The 21,411-nt window shown below is 47.2% G+C and carries 23 protein-coding genes and 1 other RNA gene; 7 read left to right on the top strand and 17 right to left on the bottom strand.

The features are described 5' to 3' along the window. Positions 1-217 precede the first annotated feature (217 nt). Positions 218-582, bottom strand: a transfer-messenger RNA (tmRNA) gene (gene ssrA / locus FD01_RS15825). A 188-nt stretch (positions 583-770) separates the two neighbouring features. Here ssrA and FD01_RS11575 point away from each other — a divergent pair. The 4 genes from FD01_RS11575 to yaaA all read left to right on the top strand — a co-directional run bounded on the left by FD01_RS11575 (position 771) and on the right by yaaA (position 5,099). Continuing rightward, complete coding sequence (locus FD01_RS11575; RefSeq protein ID WP_054716877.1) at positions 771-1,205, top strand: ACT domain-containing protein; 435 nt, start codon at positions 771-773, stop codon at positions 1,203-1,205. A gap of 903 nt (positions 1,206-2,108) precedes the next feature. Next, a complete protein-coding gene (locus FD01_RS11570; RefSeq protein ID WP_056964431.1) occupies positions 2,109-2,837 on the top strand; it encodes a response regulator transcription factor in 729 nt (242 codons plus the stop codon). After that, on the top strand, positions 2,834-4,303 hold the full coding sequence (locus FD01_RS11565) for a sensor histidine kinase (protein ID WP_054716880.1): 1,470 nt from the start codon (positions 2,834-2,836) through the stop codon (positions 4,301-4,303). The genes FD01_RS11570 and FD01_RS11565 overlap by 4 nt, the downstream gene beginning before the upstream one ends. Before the next feature lie 49 nt (positions 4,304-4,352). Further along, positions 4,353-5,099, top strand: a complete 747-nt coding sequence (gene yaaA / locus FD01_RS11560; RefSeq protein WP_056964429.1) for a peroxide stress protein YaaA — start codon at positions 4,353-4,355, stop codon at positions 5,097-5,099. An 83-nt stretch (positions 5,100-5,182) separates the two neighbouring features. On the opposite strand, the gene FD01_RS11555 is transcribed toward yaaA, so the two are convergent. From FD01_RS11555 to tyrS, 12 genes are all read right to left on the bottom strand, one after another. Further along, entirely contained in the window at positions 5,183-5,848 is a 666-nt protein-coding gene (locus tag FD01_RS11555; RefSeq protein ID WP_056964427.1) for an amino acid ABC transporter permease, read from the bottom strand. A gap of 13 nt (positions 5,849-5,861) precedes the next feature. Continuing rightward, on the bottom strand, positions 5,862-6,506 hold the full coding sequence (locus FD01_RS11550) for an amino acid ABC transporter permease (protein ID WP_056964425.1): 645 nt from the start codon (positions 6,504-6,506) through the stop codon (positions 5,862-5,864). Further along, entirely contained in the window at positions 6,506-7,324 is an 819-nt protein-coding gene (locus tag FD01_RS11545) for a transporter substrate-binding domain-containing protein (protein WP_056964424.1), read from the bottom strand. Before FD01_RS11545 ends, FD01_RS11550 begins: the two co-directional genes overlap by 1 nt. An 11-nt stretch (positions 7,325-7,335) precedes the next feature. Beyond that, positions 7,336-8,073 carry an amino acid ABC transporter ATP-binding protein gene (locus tag FD01_RS11540; RefSeq protein ID WP_054716884.1) on the bottom strand — a complete coding sequence of 246 codons (738 nt, stop codon included), beginning with the start codon at positions 8,071-8,073 and terminating at the stop codon, positions 7,336-7,338. A 109-nt stretch (positions 8,074-8,182) separates the two neighbouring features. Then, complete coding sequence (locus tag FD01_RS11535) at positions 8,183-9,007, bottom strand: DUF6681 family protein (RefSeq protein WP_056964422.1); 825 nt, start codon at positions 9,005-9,007, stop codon at positions 8,183-8,185. Positions 9,008-9,016: 9 nt separating this feature from the next. Further along, positions 9,017-9,514: a hypothetical protein gene (locus FD01_RS11530; RefSeq protein ID WP_054716891.1), complete on the bottom strand. Its 498-nt coding sequence runs from the start codon at positions 9,512-9,514 to the stop codon at positions 9,017-9,019. 577 nt (positions 9,515-10,091) lie between these two features. Beyond that, complete coding sequence (locus FD01_RS11525) at positions 10,092-10,526, bottom strand: Fur family transcriptional regulator (RefSeq protein WP_056964420.1); 435 nt, start codon at positions 10,524-10,526, stop codon at positions 10,092-10,094. A 58-nt stretch (positions 10,527-10,584) separates the two neighbouring features. Beyond that, positions 10,585-11,157, bottom strand: coding sequence for a guanylate kinase (locus tag FD01_RS11520; RefSeq protein WP_054716895.1), 573 nt, complete (start codon positions 11,155-11,157; stop codon positions 10,585-10,587). Then, a complete protein-coding gene (locus FD01_RS11515; protein ID WP_054716898.1) occupies positions 11,147-11,503 on the bottom strand; it encodes a hypothetical protein in 357 nt (118 codons plus the stop codon). The genes FD01_RS11520 and FD01_RS11515 overlap by 11 nt, the downstream gene beginning before the upstream one ends. A gap of 88 nt (positions 11,504-11,591) precedes the next feature. Continuing rightward, entirely contained in the window at positions 11,592-12,728 is a 1,137-nt protein-coding gene (locus FD01_RS11510; protein ID WP_056964418.1) for a C40 family peptidase, read from the bottom strand. 146 nt (positions 12,729-12,874) lie between these two features. Then, positions 12,875-14,119, bottom strand: coding sequence for a CHAP domain-containing protein (locus FD01_RS11505; RefSeq protein ID WP_056964416.1), 1,245 nt, complete (start codon positions 14,117-14,119; stop codon positions 12,875-12,877). A gap of 161 nt (positions 14,120-14,280) precedes the next feature. Continuing rightward, positions 14,281-15,540, bottom strand: a complete 1,260-nt coding sequence (gene tyrS / locus FD01_RS11500) for a tyrosine--tRNA ligase (RefSeq protein WP_056964413.1) — start codon at positions 15,538-15,540, stop codon at positions 14,281-14,283. Between the two features lie 943 nt (positions 15,541-16,483). Between tyrS and FD01_RS11495 the strand changes: the two genes are divergently transcribed. Both FD01_RS11495 and FD01_RS11490 read left to right on the top strand, forming a co-directional pair. Then, positions 16,484-17,152 (top strand): VIT1/CCC1 transporter family protein, encoded by a 669-nt coding sequence (locus FD01_RS11495; RefSeq protein WP_054716910.1) that lies wholly within the window; start codon positions 16,484-16,486, stop codon positions 17,150-17,152. A gap of 13 nt (positions 17,153-17,165) precedes the next feature. After that, positions 17,166-17,864, top strand: coding sequence for a VIT1/CCC1 transporter family protein (locus FD01_RS11490; RefSeq protein WP_054716911.1), 699 nt, complete (start codon positions 17,166-17,168; stop codon positions 17,862-17,864). Positions 17,865-17,950: 86 nt separating this feature from the next. On the opposite strand, the gene FD01_RS11485 is transcribed toward FD01_RS11490, so the two are convergent. After that, entirely contained in the window at positions 17,951-18,295 is a 345-nt protein-coding gene (locus tag FD01_RS11485) for an ArsR/SmtB family transcription factor (protein ID WP_054716916.1), read from the bottom strand. 264 nt (positions 18,296-18,559) lie between these two features. On the opposite strand from FD01_RS11485, the gene FD01_RS11480 reads away from it, so the two are divergent. Next, complete coding sequence (locus FD01_RS11480) at positions 18,560-19,582, top strand: branched-chain amino acid aminotransferase (protein WP_056964411.1); 1,023 nt, start codon at positions 18,560-18,562, stop codon at positions 19,580-19,582. A gap of 91 nt (positions 19,583-19,673) precedes the next feature. Here FD01_RS11480 and FD01_RS11475 read toward each other — a convergent pair whose 3' ends face one another. The 3 genes from FD01_RS11475 to FD01_RS11465 are packed head-to-tail and all read right to left on the bottom strand — an operon-like array spanning position 19,674 to position 21,250. Beyond that, complete coding sequence (locus FD01_RS11475) at positions 19,674-20,507, bottom strand: YitT family protein (RefSeq protein ID WP_056964409.1); 834 nt, start codon at positions 20,505-20,507, stop codon at positions 19,674-19,676. A 53-nt stretch (positions 20,508-20,560) separates the two neighbouring features. Continuing rightward, positions 20,561-20,764: a helix-turn-helix domain-containing protein gene (locus FD01_RS11470; RefSeq protein ID WP_054716919.1), complete on the bottom strand. Its 204-nt coding sequence runs from the start codon at positions 20,762-20,764 to the stop codon at positions 20,561-20,563. A gap of 9 nt (positions 20,765-20,773) precedes the next feature. Beyond that, a complete protein-coding gene (locus tag FD01_RS11465; protein ID WP_056964406.1) occupies positions 20,774-21,250 on the bottom strand; it encodes a DUF2975 domain-containing protein in 477 nt (158 codons plus the stop codon). Positions 21,251-21,411 lie beyond the last annotated feature (161 nt).

The raw sequence follows: 21,411 nt of genomic DNA, 5'->3' as shown, positions 1-21,411 counted from the left end.
GGAAGGCCTTCAAGGGATAAAAACTATCCTTCAACACCAGTTGACAAATTTCCACTTTTTTGAGAGAGAATGAAGCATCTAATCACCGCGGGTCTCACTAACCCAAACGCGCCTACCCAAATCGAAATGATTTGGATAGGCGCGTTTTGATTGAAAAAAGCCAAAATAAAAAGCCTTCAACGCCTGATCAGGCATCTTGGCTAGCAAACGGGATTTAAAATGGAGGTGAGGAGAATCGAACTCCTGTCCATCAGCCCCACTACACATGGCTCTACACGTTTAGTTCCACTATTTGAAATTCGCCCAACTGCCGTGCCGTGAATCAAGGCTAACGCAATTGAACTAACCTACTATCTCTTCCGTGACCCTCAGGTGGCAGGACACGTCGTAGCTCAATTAGTTTGAGACCGCTGAGTAACCCTTGAGCGAAGCTACGGCGATCACGCTAAGCTGTTATTAGGCAGCTAAAGCGTAAGAATTGTTGTTTTTTGCAGTTAATAAACTGTATGCGTTCTTGACGGAGCCGACCCTCCGACGTGCACCACATGCGCGAGCCACCAATGTCGAGACCATTACACCCCCGTATGCTCCTATAGTTTAGCATTTGCGCAACCACTTTGTCAAAAATGGTCAAAGTGGCCAAGCGTTCGATTCTCCTCACCTCCAGCGAAAGATTAGGATTCGATGAAGTTCGCGTGAACGCTTACTTTTAGCGTCCACTTGTTCACGAAACATGGTACAATAAGCCCATATGAAAGCGGGGTTGCTGTGTGGATAAATATTACATTGTGGACCGATCCATTTTGCCAGATGTTGTGGCCAAAGTGATCGAAGCCCGGACCTTAATTGAAAACGGGCAAGTCCGCCAAGTGTCTGAAGCCGTCAAAAAAGTTGGCATCAGCCGCGGCACATATTATAAGTATAAAGATTATGTCTTCTTACCAGATTCTGGCATTTCCCAACGCAAAGCTGTATTGTCGTTAATGCTCAATGATAAGCGCGGGATTTTGTCAGAAGTGCTCAACACCATGTCAGAAGCGAATGCGTCGATCATCACCATCAACCAAAACATCCCGATCCATGATTGGGCCAGCGTGGTGGTATCGTTTGACATCTCAAATTTATCTGGTTCGTTGGATGAATTAGTCACTGCTTTAAAGCAGTCTCATGGCGTCACTGATGTCAATTTGATCTCAGTGGAATAATTGAAGGCCGGAGCTGATACTCCGGCTTTTTGATTCCAAATACTGTCGCTGTCCGGCATCGTAAGTGTTTCATGCCGCCATCAGGCGCTGGTGGTGCACTCCAGACCCATTCCGGAACTGAAATCATCTCTCGTGGCCGGCCGGCTCCAGAAATCGGCACAAACCGCCGATGTTCTTCCGCCTAAAACCAGAGCCGAAAACCACGTCTCTGGTTTTGCCTGAAATAATAGCTGAGCCAGAAACCCACTGTCTCAACTATTATTTCTGCCACGTTCGACGATTTCAGTTCCTCCACGGGTCTTACGTGTACCACTAGCACCTGATTGCTACGAAACACGATATGCCAACGTTGATACCATATTCAAGATAATCATTGATGGCGCAACGTGAGCGTTGTTAATTTGTAAGCTTGTGAGATCAACCGAGAAAATTTGTGAACGGAAGTGGCTTGGCAAAACGGAGGAAAACTGGACAATTGCCCGTGGCAGTAGAATCAAGTGAAACGCCGATTTTTGGCGGTTCGCGCAGATTCTACCGGCAGATTTTGAAACAAAGTGGTTTTCTTTGGTTCAAAATCTAGGCGAAAGCTCCTCGAACGGTTTTTGTTCGAGAGCTGCAGCCGGCCGCACCGGCAACTTGTCCAGTTTTCCGCAGTGGCGCCAAGACGCTGGAGTTCACAAATTTTCGTGCCGCTAGGCTATTGGTATTGCCTACTGGAAGACTAAAAACACACTATCGATGCCGGACAAGATTGCACCAAATATTCACAAAACCTGCGACTTTGGTTCATTGTCAAACTAGGCGCCGAGTGCTAGTCTGAATGCAAGGGTCGCGGGGTTTAAGCTGATTTTATGCCACGGCTGGTAAACTCGTTGTATTAGTCAAAATGCGAGGATGATAAAAATGAAAATTCTGATGATTGAAGATAACGAAAGTGTTGCACAAATGATGGACATGTTCTTTAAAAAAGAACAATGGGACGTCACCAACGCTTATGATGGCGAATCTGGGTTAGAGGCGTTTAAACAGACACCTGACGATTTTGACATCATTACCTTGGACTTGAACTTACCAAAAATGGACGGCATGCAAGTGGCCCAAGAGATCCGCAAGATTTCCACCAGCGTGCCGTTGATCATGTTGACAGCGCGCGATACCGAAAGCGATCAAGTGTTGGGCTTAGAACTCGGTGCGGATGATTATGTCACCAAGCCTTTCTCCCCGATCACCTTGGTGGCTCGGATCAAAGCCTTGCACCGTCGCGCTGAAACCGCACCAACTGAAGCTACTGATGACACACCGCAAGACAACGGCGATTTCGACGTGGTCACTGGCCATTTCAAATTATCGACCAAAACGCGTGAAGCTTACTTAGATGGCGTGGCCATTGAAGGCCTGACGCCTAAGGAATTTGACTTGTTGCATACCTTGGCGCAAAACCCCAAGCAAGTCTTTTCCCGTGAACAGTTACTCCAATTGGTATGGGATTATGAATATTACGGTGATGAACGTACCGTTGACGCCCACATCAAAAAGCTTCGTCAAAAAATCGAAAAAGTCGGCCCACAGATCATTCAAACGGTTTGGGGTGTCGGCTACAAATTTGATGACACAGGATTGGATACTAAATGAAACTCCTTTATCAACAAATGTTGGCGTTTTTCGGCGTGATCGCCGTGACGCTGACGATCGTGTCGGTGCTGTTTATCCGCAGTACCACCAATACCGTTTGGCAAAACAGTTTTGACCAGCTGGAACAATATACCGACGTCTTGAAAGATCGCGCCGTGGATCAAAACACGTATTTGATCAACAGCCAGTTCATTCAAAACTCTGAAGAAATTCTAGCAAAACAAAACGTCCACTTCATGATCTACGATGCCACCAATACCGCACGTTATCCGAACTTGCCAGGTGGCGGCGGTGCGGCGCAAGCCATTGCGTCTAAATATTGGAAACAACTCAAAAAAGGCAACACGGTCGCCTTACCAGAATTGGCCACCAACCCGCAAAACGGCAAACAACAACGCATGACCATTTACTACAAGCCAGTATTTTTGAGCCAGAAGTTACTGTTTGTCATTGCGGCGTTTGCCCCAGTGGAAAACATTCAGTCGTCGATTCAACAAACCGAAAAGAATCTGGTGGTCGCCTTTTTACTGTCGCTGTTAGTGGCGATCATCGTCTCTTACTTTCTGGCACGCTTCCAAGTCAATCGCATCAACCGCTTGCGCCAAGCAACACACCAAGTGGCTGAAGGTGATTATGATGTCGAAGTGAAGTTCGACAAGAAAGGTCACGATGAAGTCGCGGCTTTAGCTGACGACTTTCAAGACATGGTCGGCTCCTTGCGCGATTCACAAGCTGAGATCCATCGCCAAGAAGAACGCCGCCGGCAATTTATGGCTGATGCTGCTCATGAAATGCGCACCCCTTTGACCACAATCAACGGGTTGTTGGAAGGTTTGGCTTATGACGCGATCCCAGAAGAATCCAAAGGTGACTCGATCGCCCTCATGCAAAAAGAAACCAAGCGCTTGATCCGCTTGGTCAATGAGAACCTGGATTATGAAAAGATCCGCACCAATCAAATCATGCTGCAAAAACAAACCTTCAACGCCTCAGAAGCGATGCATGACATTGTCACCCAACTGCAGAAGAAAGCTGATGATGCTGGCGACAAGCTGGTGATTCAGGCCGACGACGATGTTGAAGTGTTCGCCGATCATGATCGCTTCGTGCAAGTGATGTTTAACATCACTCAAAACGCGATCCAGTTCACCCAAAATGGTACGATCACTTTATCCGCCAAAACCGGTTATCATCAAACCGAGCTATCGGTCAGCGACACCGGGATCGGCATGAGCGCTGATCAAGTGAAGAACATTTGGGAACGCTACTACAAAGCTGACCCATCGCGGAAAAATACCAAGTACGGCGAATCAGGTTTAGGCTTAGCGATTGTCCATCAACTGGTCACGGTGCATGGTGGCACGATCAAAGTCACCTCGGAACTTGGCAAAGGCACCACTTTTGCGTTGACCTTCCCAGATGAAGAAACTGCGCCAAAACAAGCACCAATCACCCATACCAAATAATCACAGTCCTGTCGTCAACATGCGGCAGGATTTTTTACGGAGGTCGTTTATGCAATTCATCATCGCCCCAGCTAAGAAAATGCAAGTTGATGTCGATACCTTTGCACCTGAAACCTTACCAGAGCATCTCAAGCAAACTGCTGAGATCTTAACGGCATTGCGTGCCTTAACCCCCGCTCAGCGCCAAAAGCTTTGGCAATGCAGTGACAGGCTCGCCGCCGCCAGCGAACAACAACTCGCCCAGCTCAATTTAAAAGGCCCACTAACTCCTGCGATCATTGCATTTGTCGGGATTCAATATCAAGCTATGGCGCCTGATTTATTTACTGAATCTGCCTTACAATATATCCAAGCGCATTTACGCATTTTGTCCGGGTTTTATGGGGCATTACGCCCTTTTGACGGGATCGTACCTTATCGCTTGGAAATGGGCAGTCGCCTAGCTGTCGGTAACGCAAAGAATCTCTATGAATTCTGGGGCGCACGCCTGCATGATCAGCTCGATTTCACCCAAGGCCCGGTGATCAACTTAGCGAGTGTTGAATATGCCAAGGCGATTCGGCCATTCCTGACGCCTGATGAAACCATGCTTGATATCACCTTCGGCCGCATGGTGGATGGCAAGTTCAAAACCCGCGCCACGCAAGCTAAAATTGCGCGTGGGTCGATGGTCCGGTATGCGGCCATGAATGGCCTCACCCAACCTGAACAACTCAAAGCCTTCGATCATCCCCATTACCAGTTTTCTCCAAGCCGCTCAACTGCATCGGAAATGGTGTTTGAATATCACGACTGAATCTTGGCGCTTCGATTCCAATCGAGGCGCTATTTTGTTGCAAGCAAAAAGCCTGCCAGGCCGATACCTAACAGGCTTACTGATTAACGCACGCCTGAAGACAAGCGCCGCGAGATCAATCTGGAAATCAAAGATAACGCGTAGTTGACCACGAAATACAATACCGCCAACGCCACAAACATTGGGATCATGTAGTTGGAGTTTTGCCCATAAATGATCTGGGAGTGGTAGGTCAACTCAGGCAGTAAGATGATCGTCGCCAAGCTGGTATCTTTGACTAAGGAAATAAACTGCGACACGATCGGTGGGATCATGGCTTTAAACGCTTGTGGCAAAATGATATGCACCATCGCTTGGGTGTAGGTCAACCCGTTAGAGCGGGCGGCTTCCATTTGCCCCACTGGTACCGCATTGATCCCAGAACGCACGATTTCAGCTAACATTGCAGATTCAAACACGGTCATCGCCACGATCGACGCTGGGATCACCGGCAAACGCAAGCCGATATTCGGCAGTGCGAAGTACGTGAAAAACAAAATCAACAACAATGGTAAGTTCCGGATCAAATCGATGATAAACCCGACGACTGCCGAGAAGATCTTCACGTTGATGTACCGCGCCACACCGAGCAGGGTCCCGATCAAGAAACTAAAGGCAATGGAGATCAAACTGACTTCCAAAGTCACCCCGAGGCCTTGCAGCAAATAAGCGAGATTGACATGTGAATACGCATCAATAAAGTTTTGCATGATTTAGCCTCCTTTAGGCAACCGCCCATTTTTTCTCTAAGTAGCGCATGAAATAAGACAATGGCATCGTCAAGATCAAGTACAAGACCCCGACCGCCAAATAGGTATCGAACGTGTTAAACGTCGCATTGGCAATGATCTTACCTTGATACATCAAATCAAAGCCAGCCACAAAGGCAAGGATCGAGGAGTTTTTCACCAAGTTGATGAACTGGTTACCCAACGGTGGGATCACGATTTTAAATGCTTGGGGGAAAATGATTTGAATCATCGCTTGTGAATACGTCATCCCCACAGAGCGTGCGCCTTCCATTTGACCGACTGCCACTGACTGGATCCCAGCGCGGACGGTTTCAGCAATAAAGGCACTGGTATAAATCGTCAAACCGATGGTCCCGGCGGTGAAGCCGTCGATTTGCGCGATGTATTGCGGCACGATCACATAAAACGCCATCGTGATCACCAACAGCGGAATGTTACGCACCACTTCGACATAAATATTGCCGATCACTGATACCCAGCGATGGGTGGAAATTTCCATCAACGCAAAGGCGGTGCCAATGATCAAACTGCCGACTAAAGCGATCAACGAACTCATCAAGGTGTAACCGAGTCCTGACATCAACTCAGGAAAGTTGTTCACTAAAATATTGAGCATTATTCCACCTCCTTGATATCAAAGCCTGGAATATCGCCGAACCACTTGTTGATCAGCTTTTCGTAAGTCCCATTTTTACGCAAGGCGTTGATGGCCTTATTCATCGCATTGGTCATGTTGGTTTGCCCTTTGTTCAACGCGATCCCATAAGGCTCTTTGGTGAAGGTGCCACCAACGACGACATAGTTCGGATCTTGTTCAGACATCCCATAAAGAATCCCGTTATCAGTGGTGACCGCGACGCCTTGGCCAGATTTCAACGCGGTGAAGGCTTGCGCGTAGTCAGACAATTGTAAAACCGTGGCTTGTGGCGCCGCTTTTTGAATGTTGTCGACAGACGTTGAGCCTTGCACCCCGATCACTTTGTCGCCTTTTTTCAAGTCTTTGACTGAGTGAATGCGCGAGCCCTTTTTCACTAACAGCGATTGGCCAGCAGCGAAATAGGATTGGGTGAAGTTCAAGACTTTCTGGCGATCTGGCGTGATGGTCATCGTGGCGATAATGGCATCGATATTCCCACCTTTGATCATCGGCACTCGGGTATCGGAAGTCACTTGCACTAACTCCGCTTTACCTTTGGGACCTAATATTTGTTTGGTGATGGCTTTGGCCATATCGATATCAAAGCCTTCGATTTTACCAGATTTGGTGTTCATCAATCCAAACAAGCGGGTGTCGGCTTTCACGCCCCAAACAATGGTGTTGGTTTGTTTGGCATGTTGCAACACGTCTTGTGACGCAATCGACTTGCCGCAACCGGCTAACAACAACACACTCAACAACCCGATAAAGGCGATCAGATTATGCAGTTTTTTCATCCCGCGCCTCCTTAATGGTTGATGATCTTCGACAAGAACTCCTGCGCGCGTGGTTCTTTAGGATGATCGAAAAAGGCGCCGACATCTGAGGCATCTTCTAAGATCTGTCCATCTGCCATAAACACGATCCGGTTGCCGACATGGCGAGCAAAGCCCATTTCATGCGTCACCACGACCATCGTCATGCCACCTTCTGCGATGGTTTTCATGACGTCTAAGACATCCCCGATGGTTTCAGGATCAAGCGCTGACGTCGGTTCATCAAATAATAAGGCTTTGGGCTTCATGGCCAAAGAGCGGGCAATGGCGATCCGCTGTTTTTGCCCACCAGACAAAGCAGATGGATAAGAATCCGCCTTATCGCGCAAGCCGACTTGGTCGAGCAACGCTAAGGCTTCTTCATGCACTTCATCTTTATTGCGCTTCAGTACCAACGTTGGGCCTAACGTAATATTTTGCATGACAGTTTTGTTGGCATACAAATTAAAATGCTGGAACACCATGCCGACATTTTTGCGAATCTTATTCATATCGGTCTTTTTATCGGCTAAATCAAAATCATTAACGATCAGTTGGCCGGATTGGACCCGCTCCAAGCCATTGATCGTGCGCAACAACGTACTTTTCCCGGAACCTGATGGCCCGATAATGGTGACGACTTCACCACGATCAACAGTGAGGTTGATATCTTTTAACGCATGGAACTTACCATAATACTTCTCGACATCGTGGAATTCGATCATCGACATGGTTGATCCCTCCTTTTTTCGGTTAAGAACAAGAAAGGACGCACAATGGCGTCCTTATGTGATTATTAATATTTTATCATTTCTCATTCATTAATTCCAGCGAAAATCCTCAGACTTGAGAATTGTCACGTAAGGTATAGGCCAACTGAACCGTCAGGCTATACGGTTCTTCCTTGGTGATCAAACTACGACGGCCCATCAGCTTGCTTTGGCCACCGGTTAAATATACATGAGCAGCAGCTAATTTATACTGCTTTTGTGCTTGCTTTACCGGCAATAAGCCGACTGAAACGATTGTCGCCAGGGGTTGCACATTCAACGCATTGACGCCACCAACAACCGTCACGCCACCAGCTTCAGGCACGACTTTAAAAAATGGCAGTTCAACTAAATTGCCGATCGCGTAAACGGGTTGGTGACTTTTTGAAGCGACTCGCATGATCGCGCGATCATCCAATCCTGAATAGTTTGCGGCTAAATGTCCATTTTCTTGTAAATGCTTCACCAAGTTATCGAGGTTGCGCTGTTGGGCTGGCGCAATGTTGATGGCAGTCGGTAAAATATTTTCTTCTTTGAACAAACCACTGGCAGGCCCTGACATGGTGTTTTTTGTCAGCTTGGATTCTGCGGCTTTAAGTTGCGCTTGATTACCACCGAGCAGCTTCTCCACTTTTGGCGAAATATCAAACTTCAACTGTTTGTCCGTATAATAGTAAAAAGCATTCAACACGATAAAGTATTCTAATAGAAGAAACCCGAGCAAAAACAAGAAGCCTTGAAGGCGATAGCCAGGATAGCGCAAGCCTTGGATCGCAGTATACAACAAATAAAAATTGGCGACGAAGGCAACAACGGTAAATGCCTTACCTTTGGCTTTGTCTTGAATATTGAAATAACTCAACAGGCGGTTGAGAATATCCAGTGCTGTTAACATGTCAACCTCCTAATTCGTTGTCGTGGTCGTGGTAGAACTACTGTTGGCAGTATCGCCAGTCGTGTTGTCCGTGGTGGTATTGCCAGTGGTGGTTTTGTCGCTGGCAGAGCTAGCACTCGAAGCGGAACTGGAAGAGGCTTTCGTGTCATCAGTGGTATCACCAGTATTGTTGCCACCATCAGTGTTATCAGTGGTCGTATCGCTACTTGCAGATGACGCCTGATCCGTTTGCGGCTGATTGTCCTGCGTATCATCCGAGGAACTGGATGCGCTTGGTTTCTTATTGTCATCAGAACTGGATGATGATGTTGGTTTGCTAGGTTTTGATGAACTCGTCGTGCTTGCAGTCGCAGCTTTTTGTTTGGACACTAAAGCCGATTGCGACGCCGCTGATTTTGGTTTGGCACTGGGATTGACGGTAGTGTTGATCACGTTGAACCCACTGACCAAAATAATAATTGATACGATAGCCGCTGGAGAAAGTAGCGGCGCTGTCCGGTAAGCCATGAATCGGACTCCTTTCAAAATACTACTGCCTTGATTGTACCGCAAACCATCCGCCGACACCCTTAAGGATATGCAAAGAAACCACTTTATCGCGCTGCCAGGTAACGTAAATGTGAGTTTAATCTTTTAGTAAGCTGTGATAATTGCCTCCGGCACGAAAAGCTGTGGGAACCGACAACTTTTCTTCTATAACATAGCTAGCTTACAGATGAAACACGCTCACGTGACTAGGTCATTCATCACATTTATCATCGTACAGCATCGACATGGCGCGTTTCGTAGCCATCGGTGCCAGTGGCCTAACGTAGTGGAAGTGATTTGAAATTGGGACGGAAGCTGGCCGCCGATACATAGTGAGATTTCCGTTAGCGGTTTACCGCTTACGGAAAGCCGCAGGGGAAGATCCACTTGGTTCAGGAGCGTAGCGAGTGAATCAAGTTAGCTTCCCCGAGGACCCTCACTATGTAGCGACGAGCCAGCTGGAGTCCCAATTTCAAAGCACTGAAACGTAGTTGCCTGGACAGCGCACGTTATCAGAGAACGCAAAACGGCCGCGCAACGACGCGACCGCTTGAATTTACTTGGCCAATTTTTTGGCACAGTCGGCACATAAACCATACAACTCAAAGTTGTGACTGGCAATTTTAGCACCTGGGACTTGATCTTCGAAGAAACCTAAAGGACACATTTGCAACTCCTGCGCGCGGTGGCAGTTAGTACAAATGAAGTGATGGTGATGCGGATGTTGGTAGTCACATTGCATTTTGACAATGGCTTGCTCATCTTGCACCTCATGCTCTAAGATCCCAAGTTCTTCAAAGGCCTTCACGTTGCGGTAAATGGTGTCATGTGAAAGGCCAGGATATTGACTGCGCATGTACGCATCAAGGCTGGTGACGGTCACATAACTGTCTGAATGCCGCTCCAAATACGCCACGAGATCGCGACGCTGTTTGGTCACGCGCATCCCACTTTGTTTCATTCGCTCAATGGCGATCGCAGATTTTGACATGTTCCCATCCTTTCACTGACTGTCCATTACGATTAACTCATATTAACACAGTTACTAACTAAAAACCAGCGACCTCTTTGGCCAAAGCTTTCATAAATTGGTCAATTTGGGCTTCTGCTTGTTCCCAATTATCATTGGCGATCACCGTAGCGCTAGCCTTTAACTCCGCTGGCAACACTAAATCACGTTGATATTCAGGACTTTCCAAACGGGCTTCGACCATTTTCGGGTCATCGCCGCGTTCTAATAGCCGCGATTTTAAAATGGCCGGATCATCGATGGTCAAGAAAAGCGTTTTGACGGCGACACCGAGTTTTTGTGCATAGGTGATCGCGCCTTTAGTGTCTAAGACAATGCTGGCAAAATTGTGTTTGTCCCAAGCCGCGTACAAGGATTCATAAGAACTGCCATAACGATACCCAGCATACGTCACGTCTTCGATATAGTGATTGTGATCAAAGCTTTCAGGTGTTTCAAAGGCGTAATCAATGCCTTCGACTTCATTGAACCGCTTGGGCCGCGTGGTGTGCGTCATCACCCGCTGAATATTATAGGTTTGCGTCAAGTAGCGACTGACCGTGGTTTTGCCTGTCCCGGTCGCCCCGGTGATCACGATAAGCCTATGCGCCATGAGGACCTCCAATCGGCGTGACTTCAATGTGTAATTGGAATTTTTCGGTTTGATCCATCACATTGAACACGAAATGATCATCACCGAACTCTCCAAAGGTCAACGTGTCGCCAGTGGCATCATCTAATGCTTGCACATCAGTACTCCCAGTTTGTAAAAAGTCGACAATGGTGTCATGTAATTGATGAATATCAGCGAGATTGCTGACGGCTAATTCCGAAACTAAAAGGCGCAACGCCTTTTGGGTCGCCGATAATAAATCAGGCAACGGTTCTTCATCGATTCCGGCGTGAAACACAGCCAAAGTTCCCTGTTGATAACTGGCTCCAATGATCCCATATTGCATCGCGAACGCCTCTTTTCTCTTTTCCTATATTATAGCAAATAAATGGTTTAAAAAAACCGCGGTTTCCCGCGGTTTCATAGACAATTGATTACAGGCGCCGGGCGAAGCTTGGGCTGTAGTAAGCCATGCTTTGCGTGGTAACAGTTTGCCCTTCGGTTGGGGCGTGAACATACTTGCCACCACCGATGTAAAGCGCCACATGATAAGCAGAACCAACGCCACCCCAAAACAGTAAGTCACCAGGTTGTAAGGCGGATAAGGAAACGCTGTGGCCTAAAGTAGATTGCGCAGCGGCAGTCCGTGGTAGGCTGATGCCAACACTGGCAGCGGCATAACTGGTCAACCCTGAGCAGTCAAACCCAGCAGGCGTGGAACCGCCCCAAACATAAGGAACTCCGATTTGGGCTAAGGCAGTCCCGATCGCACCAGCTAAACTGCCAGAAGCGCCTGAAGTGGTTGTCGTTTGGGCAACGGCAGCAGGCTTAGTGGCCGCTTGAATCGTGTTTGTGGTTTTTGCAGTAGTTTTGGTTGTGGTTGCAGCTTGGGCTTTTGCCTTAGCTTCGGCATTGGCTTTGGCGATATCACCTTGCAACTTTTTCACTGCCGCTTGGTTATCGTTGATTTTCTTTTGAAGCTCCGCTTGTTTAGCAGAAGCTTGAACGGATAAGGTCTTCAAGGCATCTTGATCTTTTTCAAGTTTGGCCTCATTGGCCACTAACTTCGCTTTGTTATCGACCGCTGCTTGCTTGACGTCGGCCAAGTCTTTGGCAGCAGTTTGGACATCTTCAAGGGCTTGTTGGTTGGCTTCATTGAGCTTGCCAACAGTGAAGGAACGCGATACCACATCGTTTAAGTTTTTCGCGTTTAAGATGAAGTCGAAATAAACGTTACCGGTAACGGAATTGCCCGCTTCTTTTTGCAGTGAACGCAATTGCGCCTTCATGTTGGCAGTGCGCTTGTTGACTTCAGCTTGGGCTTTGGTAATTTTAACATTATATGTATTGATCTTAGCCGTTGCATCTTTGATGTTCGCTTGAGCGTCTTGGATCGCCACTGCTTTGGCTGAAGCTTGTTCGTTCAACTTCGCGACGCTATTTTGCGCTTCTTGTAATTGGGCTTGTAAGCTCGCGGTGCTTTCTGCGGCGTTAACCGTGTGTGTCCCTACCCCGAGAGTGGTCAAAATGGTTGCAAATGCGATTGCGGTTACAGTTTTGATCGATGTCATGGATTTATTCGCTCCTCTAAGCAATTGTCGAGAACAGTGTAACAAACCAGTGTTACAGAAATATGTCGTCACAGTTAACGGTTGAATGCGGTATCACTACAAAACAAAAAAAGCGATCGAGAAATATTCTCGATCGCATCATTTGATTAACGGTGGATGTAAGTGAAGCTAGAAGCACCGGAAACAGTTTGGGTGTTAGGACCACCTGGATTGGAGAAGCCCATGCCGCCTTGTTGAACGGTGATGGAGTTGCCAGAAACACCGACAACATAAGCCACGTGACCATAACCAGCAGCTGCAGTCCAACCGCCAAAGTTTTGACCACCAGCGACAACGACGATAGAACCAACAGATGGTGTGTTGTTAACCGTGAACCCTTCAGCAGCGGCTGAAGCGCCCCATTGACCACCATTGCCCCAGTGGTTGCCAGCCCAAGGTGCCACAGACTTCACGTACCAAGTGCATTGGCCGTAAGCATAGGCGTTACCAGCAGAATCAGAAGAAGTTTGCGTACCGCCAGAAACATTGATAGAAGAACCACTGTTAGAAGTGCTACCAGTTGAAGCAGCTGGCGTCTTCGTTGCAACAGAGCTGGAAGTGCTTGTGGTAGACTTCGTTGCGGCTTTAGTGGTGCTCTTAGTCGTCGTTGCAGTAGTCGCAGCAGCGCTAAGCTTAGCTAAGGATGCTTTAGCAGCAGCGTCTTCTTTAGCAGCCTTGTCTTGTAAGGCAACTAAGACATCTTTGTTCGCAGCGATCTTCTTATTCAACGCATCGGACTTGGTGTCAGCTGCGGACTTCAAGTTAACCAGAGAAGCCTTGTCAGATTCCAAGGAAGCTTTGGTGTCGACTAAGTCTTGCTTCTTTGCGACTTGTTCGTTTTGTAAATCAGTTAACTTCGCCTTGGCATCGTTAACGGCTGCTAAGGCATCCTTGTTGGCTTGGTTTAACTTGTTCACCGTGGAAGCACGAGAGATCAAGTCGGACAAGTCTTTGGAGTTCAAAGCAAAGTCGACATAGACGTTACCAGTGACAGAGTCGCCAGTTTGTTTTTGTAAAGAAATCAATTGTTTCTTTAAAACGTCTTTACGCGCAGAAAGTTCTGCTTCAGTCTTCGTCACTTCACCAGCTAATTCTTTGATCTTAGCTTCAGTGTCAGTGATTTTAGTTTGGGCATCTTTGATGGCCGTGTTCTTATCATTGATTTGGTTTTGTAAGTTGATGACTTCCGTGTTGGCTGCGGCCAATTGGGCAACCAACTTGTCAGTTGCGCTTTGGTTGGAAGAAATTTGAGTTTGGGTGTCGCTAGCCGCGGATACAGGCATTGTGGTTGCAGCGAATGCTGTCAAGGTTACTGCGGTTACCATGGTTGTTAAGATTGTTTGTAACTTCATTATGTATTTGCCACCCTTTTTTCGTTAATCACTGGTACTAAGATTAACGTTTCAACGTTACACAACCATTACAAGTCAATTACTATCGACAAACATTTCCAAGTCGCTTCGTAATGTTAGCGAAAAAAATAGGCCTCGTAAAAGGTCTATTTATCAAGGTTTTAATGAATGCGGACCAAGAAGTATTTCTTTTTTCCGCGTTTTACAATAACAAATTTTCCATCAAAATGACTTTGGGGATCGATTTCAAAATCTAAATCGCGTTGTTTTTCGCCATTGATCGAAATCGCACCATTGGTAATATCTTCACGCGCTTGACGGCGGGAAGACTCGATCTTAGTGGTATCGACTAACCAAGTCACAATGTTTTCTGGGGCGCTAGTGGCATCAGCCGTTGGAAATTGTTTGAAACCTTGTTCAATTTCACTCGCCGTCAAGTCTTGCACATTACCAGAGAATAATGCGGCCGAAATGGCTTCCGCTTCTTTAACGGCTTCATCCCCATGGACGAACTTGGTGACTTCTTGGGCTAAGCGGCGTTGGCCGATGCGCTTTTCTGGCGCCTCAGCAGATTGCTTCACGAGGTCTGCAATTTGGTCTTGAGATAAGAACGTAAAGAACTTCAAGAATTTCTCAACATCATGGTCATCTTGGTTGAACCAGAATTGGTAGAATTCGTATGGACTGGTTTTTTCAGGATCCAAGTAAACCGCGCCACCAGCAGACTTCCCAAACTTGGTGCCGTCCGCTTTGAGCATCAAGGGGTTGGTCAAACCGTAAGCTTTGGCATCGGCGCCTTCAATTTTATGGATCAAATCGATCCCAGCAGTGATATTGCCCCATTGATCCGCACCACCGAGTTGGACTTGCACATCTTCATGCTGATATAGATGTAAAAAGTCGATCGATTGCAGAATTTGGTAAGTAAATTCGGTGTAAGAGATCCCTTTTTCCAAACGCGAAGCCACGACTTCTTTGGCCAGCATTTGGTTGACTGGGAACAACTTCCCAAAGTCACGCAAAAAGTCCAACATGGACAGCTTGGACAACCACGTGTAGTTATCGACGATGCGGAAGTTGTCGCGCCCAAAGAGTTTTTCCATTTGCTTGGTCAACTTCGCTTTGTTTTCAGCGATGGTGTCCATGGTTTGTAACACGCGTTCTGAGTTACGCCCAGAGGGATCGCCGATCGAGCCAGTCCCGCCACCGATCACAATCACCGGTTTGTGGCCCATCAGCTGGAAACGCTTAAGCATCATGAACGGGATCAAATGCCCAACGTGTAAAGAATCGCCGGTTGGATCAGTGCCAACATAAATGCCGACCTGCTTTTCTTCAGTGAGCTTGCGCAGCCCTTCTTCATCTGTTAATTGGTTTAACGCACCGCGCCAAGCCAGTTCGTCTAAAATGTTCTTTGCCATGATAGCCTCCTAATTTTATGCAAAAAAAATAGCCCTGAACAAAAAATCTTGTCCAGAGGCGAATAGTCCGCGGTACCACCCTGATTTATCACTCACTAATGGTTAACGGCATCGCCCGTGACTGCAAATTGTCGAGGTAAGTCCCGTGCCCAAGCTTGTTGACTTCCAGCAATTCGTCAACTCTCTTTGTCCTCACCTAGGGAGGTTTTCTCGCGCAGTCCAAAGTTACATTCAGTCTAGCATAAGTGTTGGGTTTGTCAATTGGTGCTTCACGCTGTTCACATCGTAAGTGTGGTTTAAACTTCCAGTTAGCTGTACCAATAGCCTAACAGCCCGAAATTTGTGGTTTGACTATCATACCAATCAAACGCGGTGATGATGAGACATCGTAATCATATCGAATGCGCTATAAACGTCGACACCATACGTTTCGTAACCATCAGGTGCCAGTGGTCTGGCGTAGTGGAGGAACTGAAATCATCGAACGTGGCAGAAATAATAGTTGAGACAGCGGGCTCCTGGCTCGGCTATTATTTCCGGTAAATTTCAAGACAAGCGATTTTCTTGGCTCGAAATTTAGGTGGAAGAACATCGGCGGTTTGTGCCGATTTCTGGATCCGGCCGGCCACGAGAGATGATTTCAGTTCCGGAATGCAGCCAGACCACTGACGCCTGGTGGCGACAGTAAACCCTGATGCTGCCAGATAGCAAAACTATATCATCTAGATTAGAACAATTATCGAGATAGTTTTGAACAATCGCTCAGTGAAATCAATTGTGGGCGTTTGGGTCGTATCTGCCTTGTTATCGGCTTCTAAATGGCGTAAAGTCGAAGTGTTTAAGGCCGTCCAAAAATTGTGATGACCTGACTTTACTTTTAAAAATCCTTGCCTTATAATATTCACGTTGTTTAGAATGATTATTATTTATTTGGAGGCCACACATGAGCTTAGCAGAAAAGATCAATGTGATGCGGGCCAGCGTTATGGGGGCAAATGACGGGATCCTTAGTGTTGCAGGGATCGTCATTGGGGTCGCAGGTGCGACCAGCAATAGTTATGCAATTTTACTTTCAGGGTTGTCCGGGATGTTAGCCGGCACAGTGTCCATGGCGATGGGCGAATATGTGTCGGTGAACACCCAGCGTGATTCTGAAAAAAATGCCGTGATCAAAGAATCACGTGCCTTAGATGATGATTATCAAGGCGAACTTGACTTCATCCAACACAAATATGAACAAACTGGTATTTCCAGTGCGTTAGCGGCCCAAGCCGCCCAAGAAATGATGACCAAAGATCCGGTCAACGTTGGGGTGCGTGAACGCTACGGCTTTGATCCGCACGTTAAAACCAGTGCCATTTCTGCGGCGATGGCATCAATGATCTCATTTCCACTGGGATCGATTTTGCCACTGGTTGCCATCACCTTTTTGCCAACGGACATTCGCGTGATCGCGACCGTGATCGCGGTGATCATTGCGTTATCGATCACCGGCTACACTGCTGCGGCGTTAGGCAATGCCAATCGAGGCAAGGCGATGTTGCGCAATGTGGTGTCTGGCATCTTAACCATGGCCGTCACCTACTTGACCGGATCCTTATTTGCTCACTAGGAGGTGGACGCATATGAAAACTCTCACGTTAAAAAAGCGTCACCCCAAACAGACGATGGCTGAACGCGCCAATACCTTGCGTGCCGGCGTTTTAGGCGCGAATGATGGCATTTTGACCGTGGTTGGCGTACTTTTCTCCGTCGCTGCCGCCACTACGAATCACTTCACGATTTTTATCGCGGGTTTAGCTGACTTGCTGGCTTGTGCCTTCTCCATGGCCAGTGGCGAATATGCCAGTGTCTCTTCGCAAAAAGATACCGAAACGGCAGTCGTTGCAACGGAAGCCGAATTATTGAAGACAGATTATGCTAGCGAACTCAAAGCGGTCGTTCAACATTACGTGGATCGCGGAGTTTCCACGCTCACTGCCGAAAAGATCGCCGCAGAACTGATGGCCAAAGATGCACTCGGCACGGTGATCGATGTGAAGTACCAACTCAAACAAGGACATTATATGAACCCTTGGGACGCCGCCTTCTCTAGCTTGGTGTCAGCAGCCAGCGGTGGGATCTTCCCTTTGGTCGCAATGACCTTCTTGCCAGGCGTATGGGCTTGGCCAGGCACGATCGCAGCCGTCGTCGCATCCAGTTGCTTAACCGGTTATCTCTCTGCGAAGTTTGGCGATGGCTTAGTCAAAACTGCTGTGATCCGCAATGTGATCATCGGCATCATCACCATGGCCATTCACTATGGCATTGGGCAAGTGATGTAAAAATAAAAACCCGTCGAAATAAATTTTTCGACGGGTTTTTATTTATTTTCAGTCAGTATGTTTAAAGCACGACTTTTTATCAAAGATTAGTTCGCGGTTGTTGAGTTGCGTCGCTTCAACGCGGCAGTCAGCCGTTCAAGCCGGGCGATGGTGTCATCTAAGGTCAAATAGTAATAGACAATATTACCTTCTTGATGAGAAGCGACCATGCCGATATCCTTTAAGGCTTTGAGATGATGCGATGTTGCCGGTTGGGATAACCCAATGGCTTCAGCGAGATCATTCACCTTGAGGCCTTGAGAATCCTTGGCCGATCCCAGGATCATCAACAATCGTTGGCGATTTTCGTTGGATAGCGCGTTAAGGTGTCCAATATCTGATTGAAACTCTTCAAGCGCCTCTTGTTGCGCTGCGGAATAATGCTCTGCCATTTCCTTCCTCCACTTGTTGAGATATCTATTCATTCATAGTGTACCCGATTTTCGACGAAAAAGGGCATTTTTGCACAGAAAATATTCAGATTTTTATGAGAACTTACAATTGAATCGTGTCACAACCGTTTTGAGGCAAAAAGCCCAAACCCGACAATTTCTGAAACTTTCAGCATTAATTTCAGAAATAGGCTTGCTTTTTTCCTCACTATATTTTAATATTTGTCTAATGTTAATGTGACATACAGGAAAGAGGACTTCTACATGACAGTAAATATTGATTGGGATAAACTCGGATTCGACTACATGAACCTGCCATATCGTTACGTTTCATATTGGAAAGATGGCCAATGGGATGACGGCAAGTTGTCAGAAGATGCCAACATCACCATTAACGAAGGTTCACCAATTTTGCACTACGGCCAAGGCGCTTTTGAAGGCTTGAAGGCTTATCGCACCAAGTCAGGCAAAGTCCAATTGTTCCGGCCAGACCGCAACGCGGCGCGTTTGCAAAACTCCGCTGACAAGTTGTTGATGCCAGAAGTGCCGATCGACAAGTTTATCGACGCGGCCAAGCAAGTCACTAAAGCCAATGAAGACTATGTGCCACCTTATGGCACTGGCGCTACTTTGTACTTACGCCCAATTCTCATCGGGATCGGACCTAACATCGGTGTTTCCCCTGCCAAAGAATACATGTTCTTGATCTTCGCGCAACCTGTCGGCCCTTACTTCAAAGGCGGCATGGTGCCAACTAAGTTCATCGTGGCAGACTCCTTTGACCGTGCCGCTCACTTTGGTACTGGTGGTTCTAAAGTTGGTGGGAACTATGCGGCTAGTTTGCAAGCCGGCAAGTATGCCCATGAACATGGCTATGGCGATGCGATCTACTTGGATCCAATCAACCATGAAACCATTGAAGAAGTCGGTTCTGCGAACTTCTTTGGCATCACCACTGACAAAAAGCGTCTCTTGACGCCAAAGTCCCCTTCCATTTTGCCTTCCATCACCAAGTATTCCATTTTGCAAATTGCTAAAGAACGCTTCGGATTGGAAACGGAAGAAACTAAGATCTCCATCCACGATTTAGACGAATTCTCCGAAGCTGGCGCCTGCGGGACTGCCGCTGTCATCACCCCAATTTCCAGCATCACATACGGTGACGATGTGCATACCTTCGGCGATGGCCAAACTGGTGAATTGACCGAAAAGATCTACAACGAACTCACTGGCATCCAATTCGGCGATGTCGAAGCCCCAGAAGGCTGGATCTACCCAGTCGACTAAAGCAAAAAATGAACCCCGATTCGCGACATGCGAATCGGGGTTTTTATATGCCATTGATGTCCGGCATCATGAAACCCTTACGACGATGGCTTTAACGCAACCAGCCACCATGCACTTCGGTGGCTTCTACAGCTAAGATGAAGGCGTTTGGGTCGATTTCACGAATGCGTTCAACAGTCGCATGGAAGTCCTGTTGATCAACGACCACCATCAACATTTCGCTGGATTTACCAGAATGTCCGCCGATCACCGGTTGCACCGTCAACCCATGTTCTGGCGTTTCGTCGAGCATTTGCTTCATGGCATCGATTTCTGGCGTCATCACGTAAACGGCCTTTTTGCGATCCAACCCTGTTTCCACATAATTCATCACCAAACCGGTTAAACTGATGGCAAAGATGGCTAAGACGAACGCTTCAATACCTGAGACAAAGATGTTGAAGAAGCATACCACCAAATCGACGACGAACAAGCCGATCGCTGGTTTAATATGAAAATATTTTTGCATCAACATCGGCGGCACCGTGGTTCCACCACTGGATGCATCGATGCGATAGTTGATTGCGACCCCTACGGCAAAAATGACACTCCCAACGATCACCGCTAATAAGCGATCTTCAACAATTTTGACTTGTGGCATCACGGCGAGCATCGCTGGTAACAACAGACTCCCGATCAAAATACGCTTGGTCGTGGCGCGGTCTAAAAACACCCACGCCAGCACTAACATCAGCACATTGACGATCAATGTCGTCAAGCCTAATGGCACGCCAAACGCCTCTTGCGTTAAAATCGCGATCCCAGTGGCGCCACCGGCTGCAACGCCGTGTGGGGCATAAAAAAAGTTGATGCTGACGACGATCAAAGCTAATGCCACCAGCATAAAGCCGCCGCGAATCATTGGATGTTGGGTCAATTTTTGCATAGGTCACCTCACAGATTATTTATATTAAGCATAACAAATGATTATGAATTCCGTCAACTTGGCTGATACTTCAATAAGTCACCTGGCTGACAATGCAAGGCTTCGCACAACTTACACAAGGTCGAAAAGCGAATTGCCTTGGCTTTACCGGTTTTTAAAATCGATAAATTCGCCATGGTCATCCCCACTACCTCTGCCAACTGCGTCAACGACATCCCACGATCTAACAGCAATTGGTCTAAATCAATCTCGATCATCGCGCCCTCCTAAATCGTTAAGTCATTTTCGACTTTGTAGTTCAACGCCTTGGTCCACAATGCTTGTAATATCGCTAAGAAAATGGTCACCATCAATGGCAAGGCAACGATGCCACTACCAATCAAGCACAATCCTGGCGCGTCTTCGAATTGCGTGATCACATAAAACTCCGGCATGATCCCGATTAAACCAATAAACATGCCAGTAGTGGCCCATTTCAATTGGCGCAGGTTCCTAACGGCTAACCAAGAAAACGCAGTGTCAGTTTTCACCCGTTTCAACAAATGCCAGGCAAACACAATGGCGCCAAAAAAACAGACGACAGCCACATAAATGCCAATGGTCATCAACCATGCCGTTCCTGCTTGATGATAAGCGACTGTGAGCCCGCGGGGCAGACGCCAAAACAGCATCAACGCAAACACCCCGATCACCAATCCGGCTAAGCCCAACATGATTTTTAAACTCCAGATTTTCAACTTCATTGTTTTCACCTCGAAAGTAGTATAGCGGCTAATTTATCGATAATCAATAATTATTCATCGATTATCGATAAAACTTAACCATGAAAAAAGTCGAATCGTGAAATTTGCCATAATCCCTTTATGGTTGTCAGATGAAATACAATAATTCATCTGATGATTAT

Origin of the sequence: Lacticaseibacillus manihotivorans DSM 13343 = JCM 12514 (genome assembly GCF_001435035.1) — a bacterium.
Taxonomy (GTDB): Bacteria; Bacillota; Bacilli; order Lactobacillales; family Lactobacillaceae; genus Lacticaseibacillus; species Lacticaseibacillus manihotivorans.
Note: the sequence above shows the minus strand (reverse complement) of the source record. Positions and strands in the feature narration are given on the sequence as shown.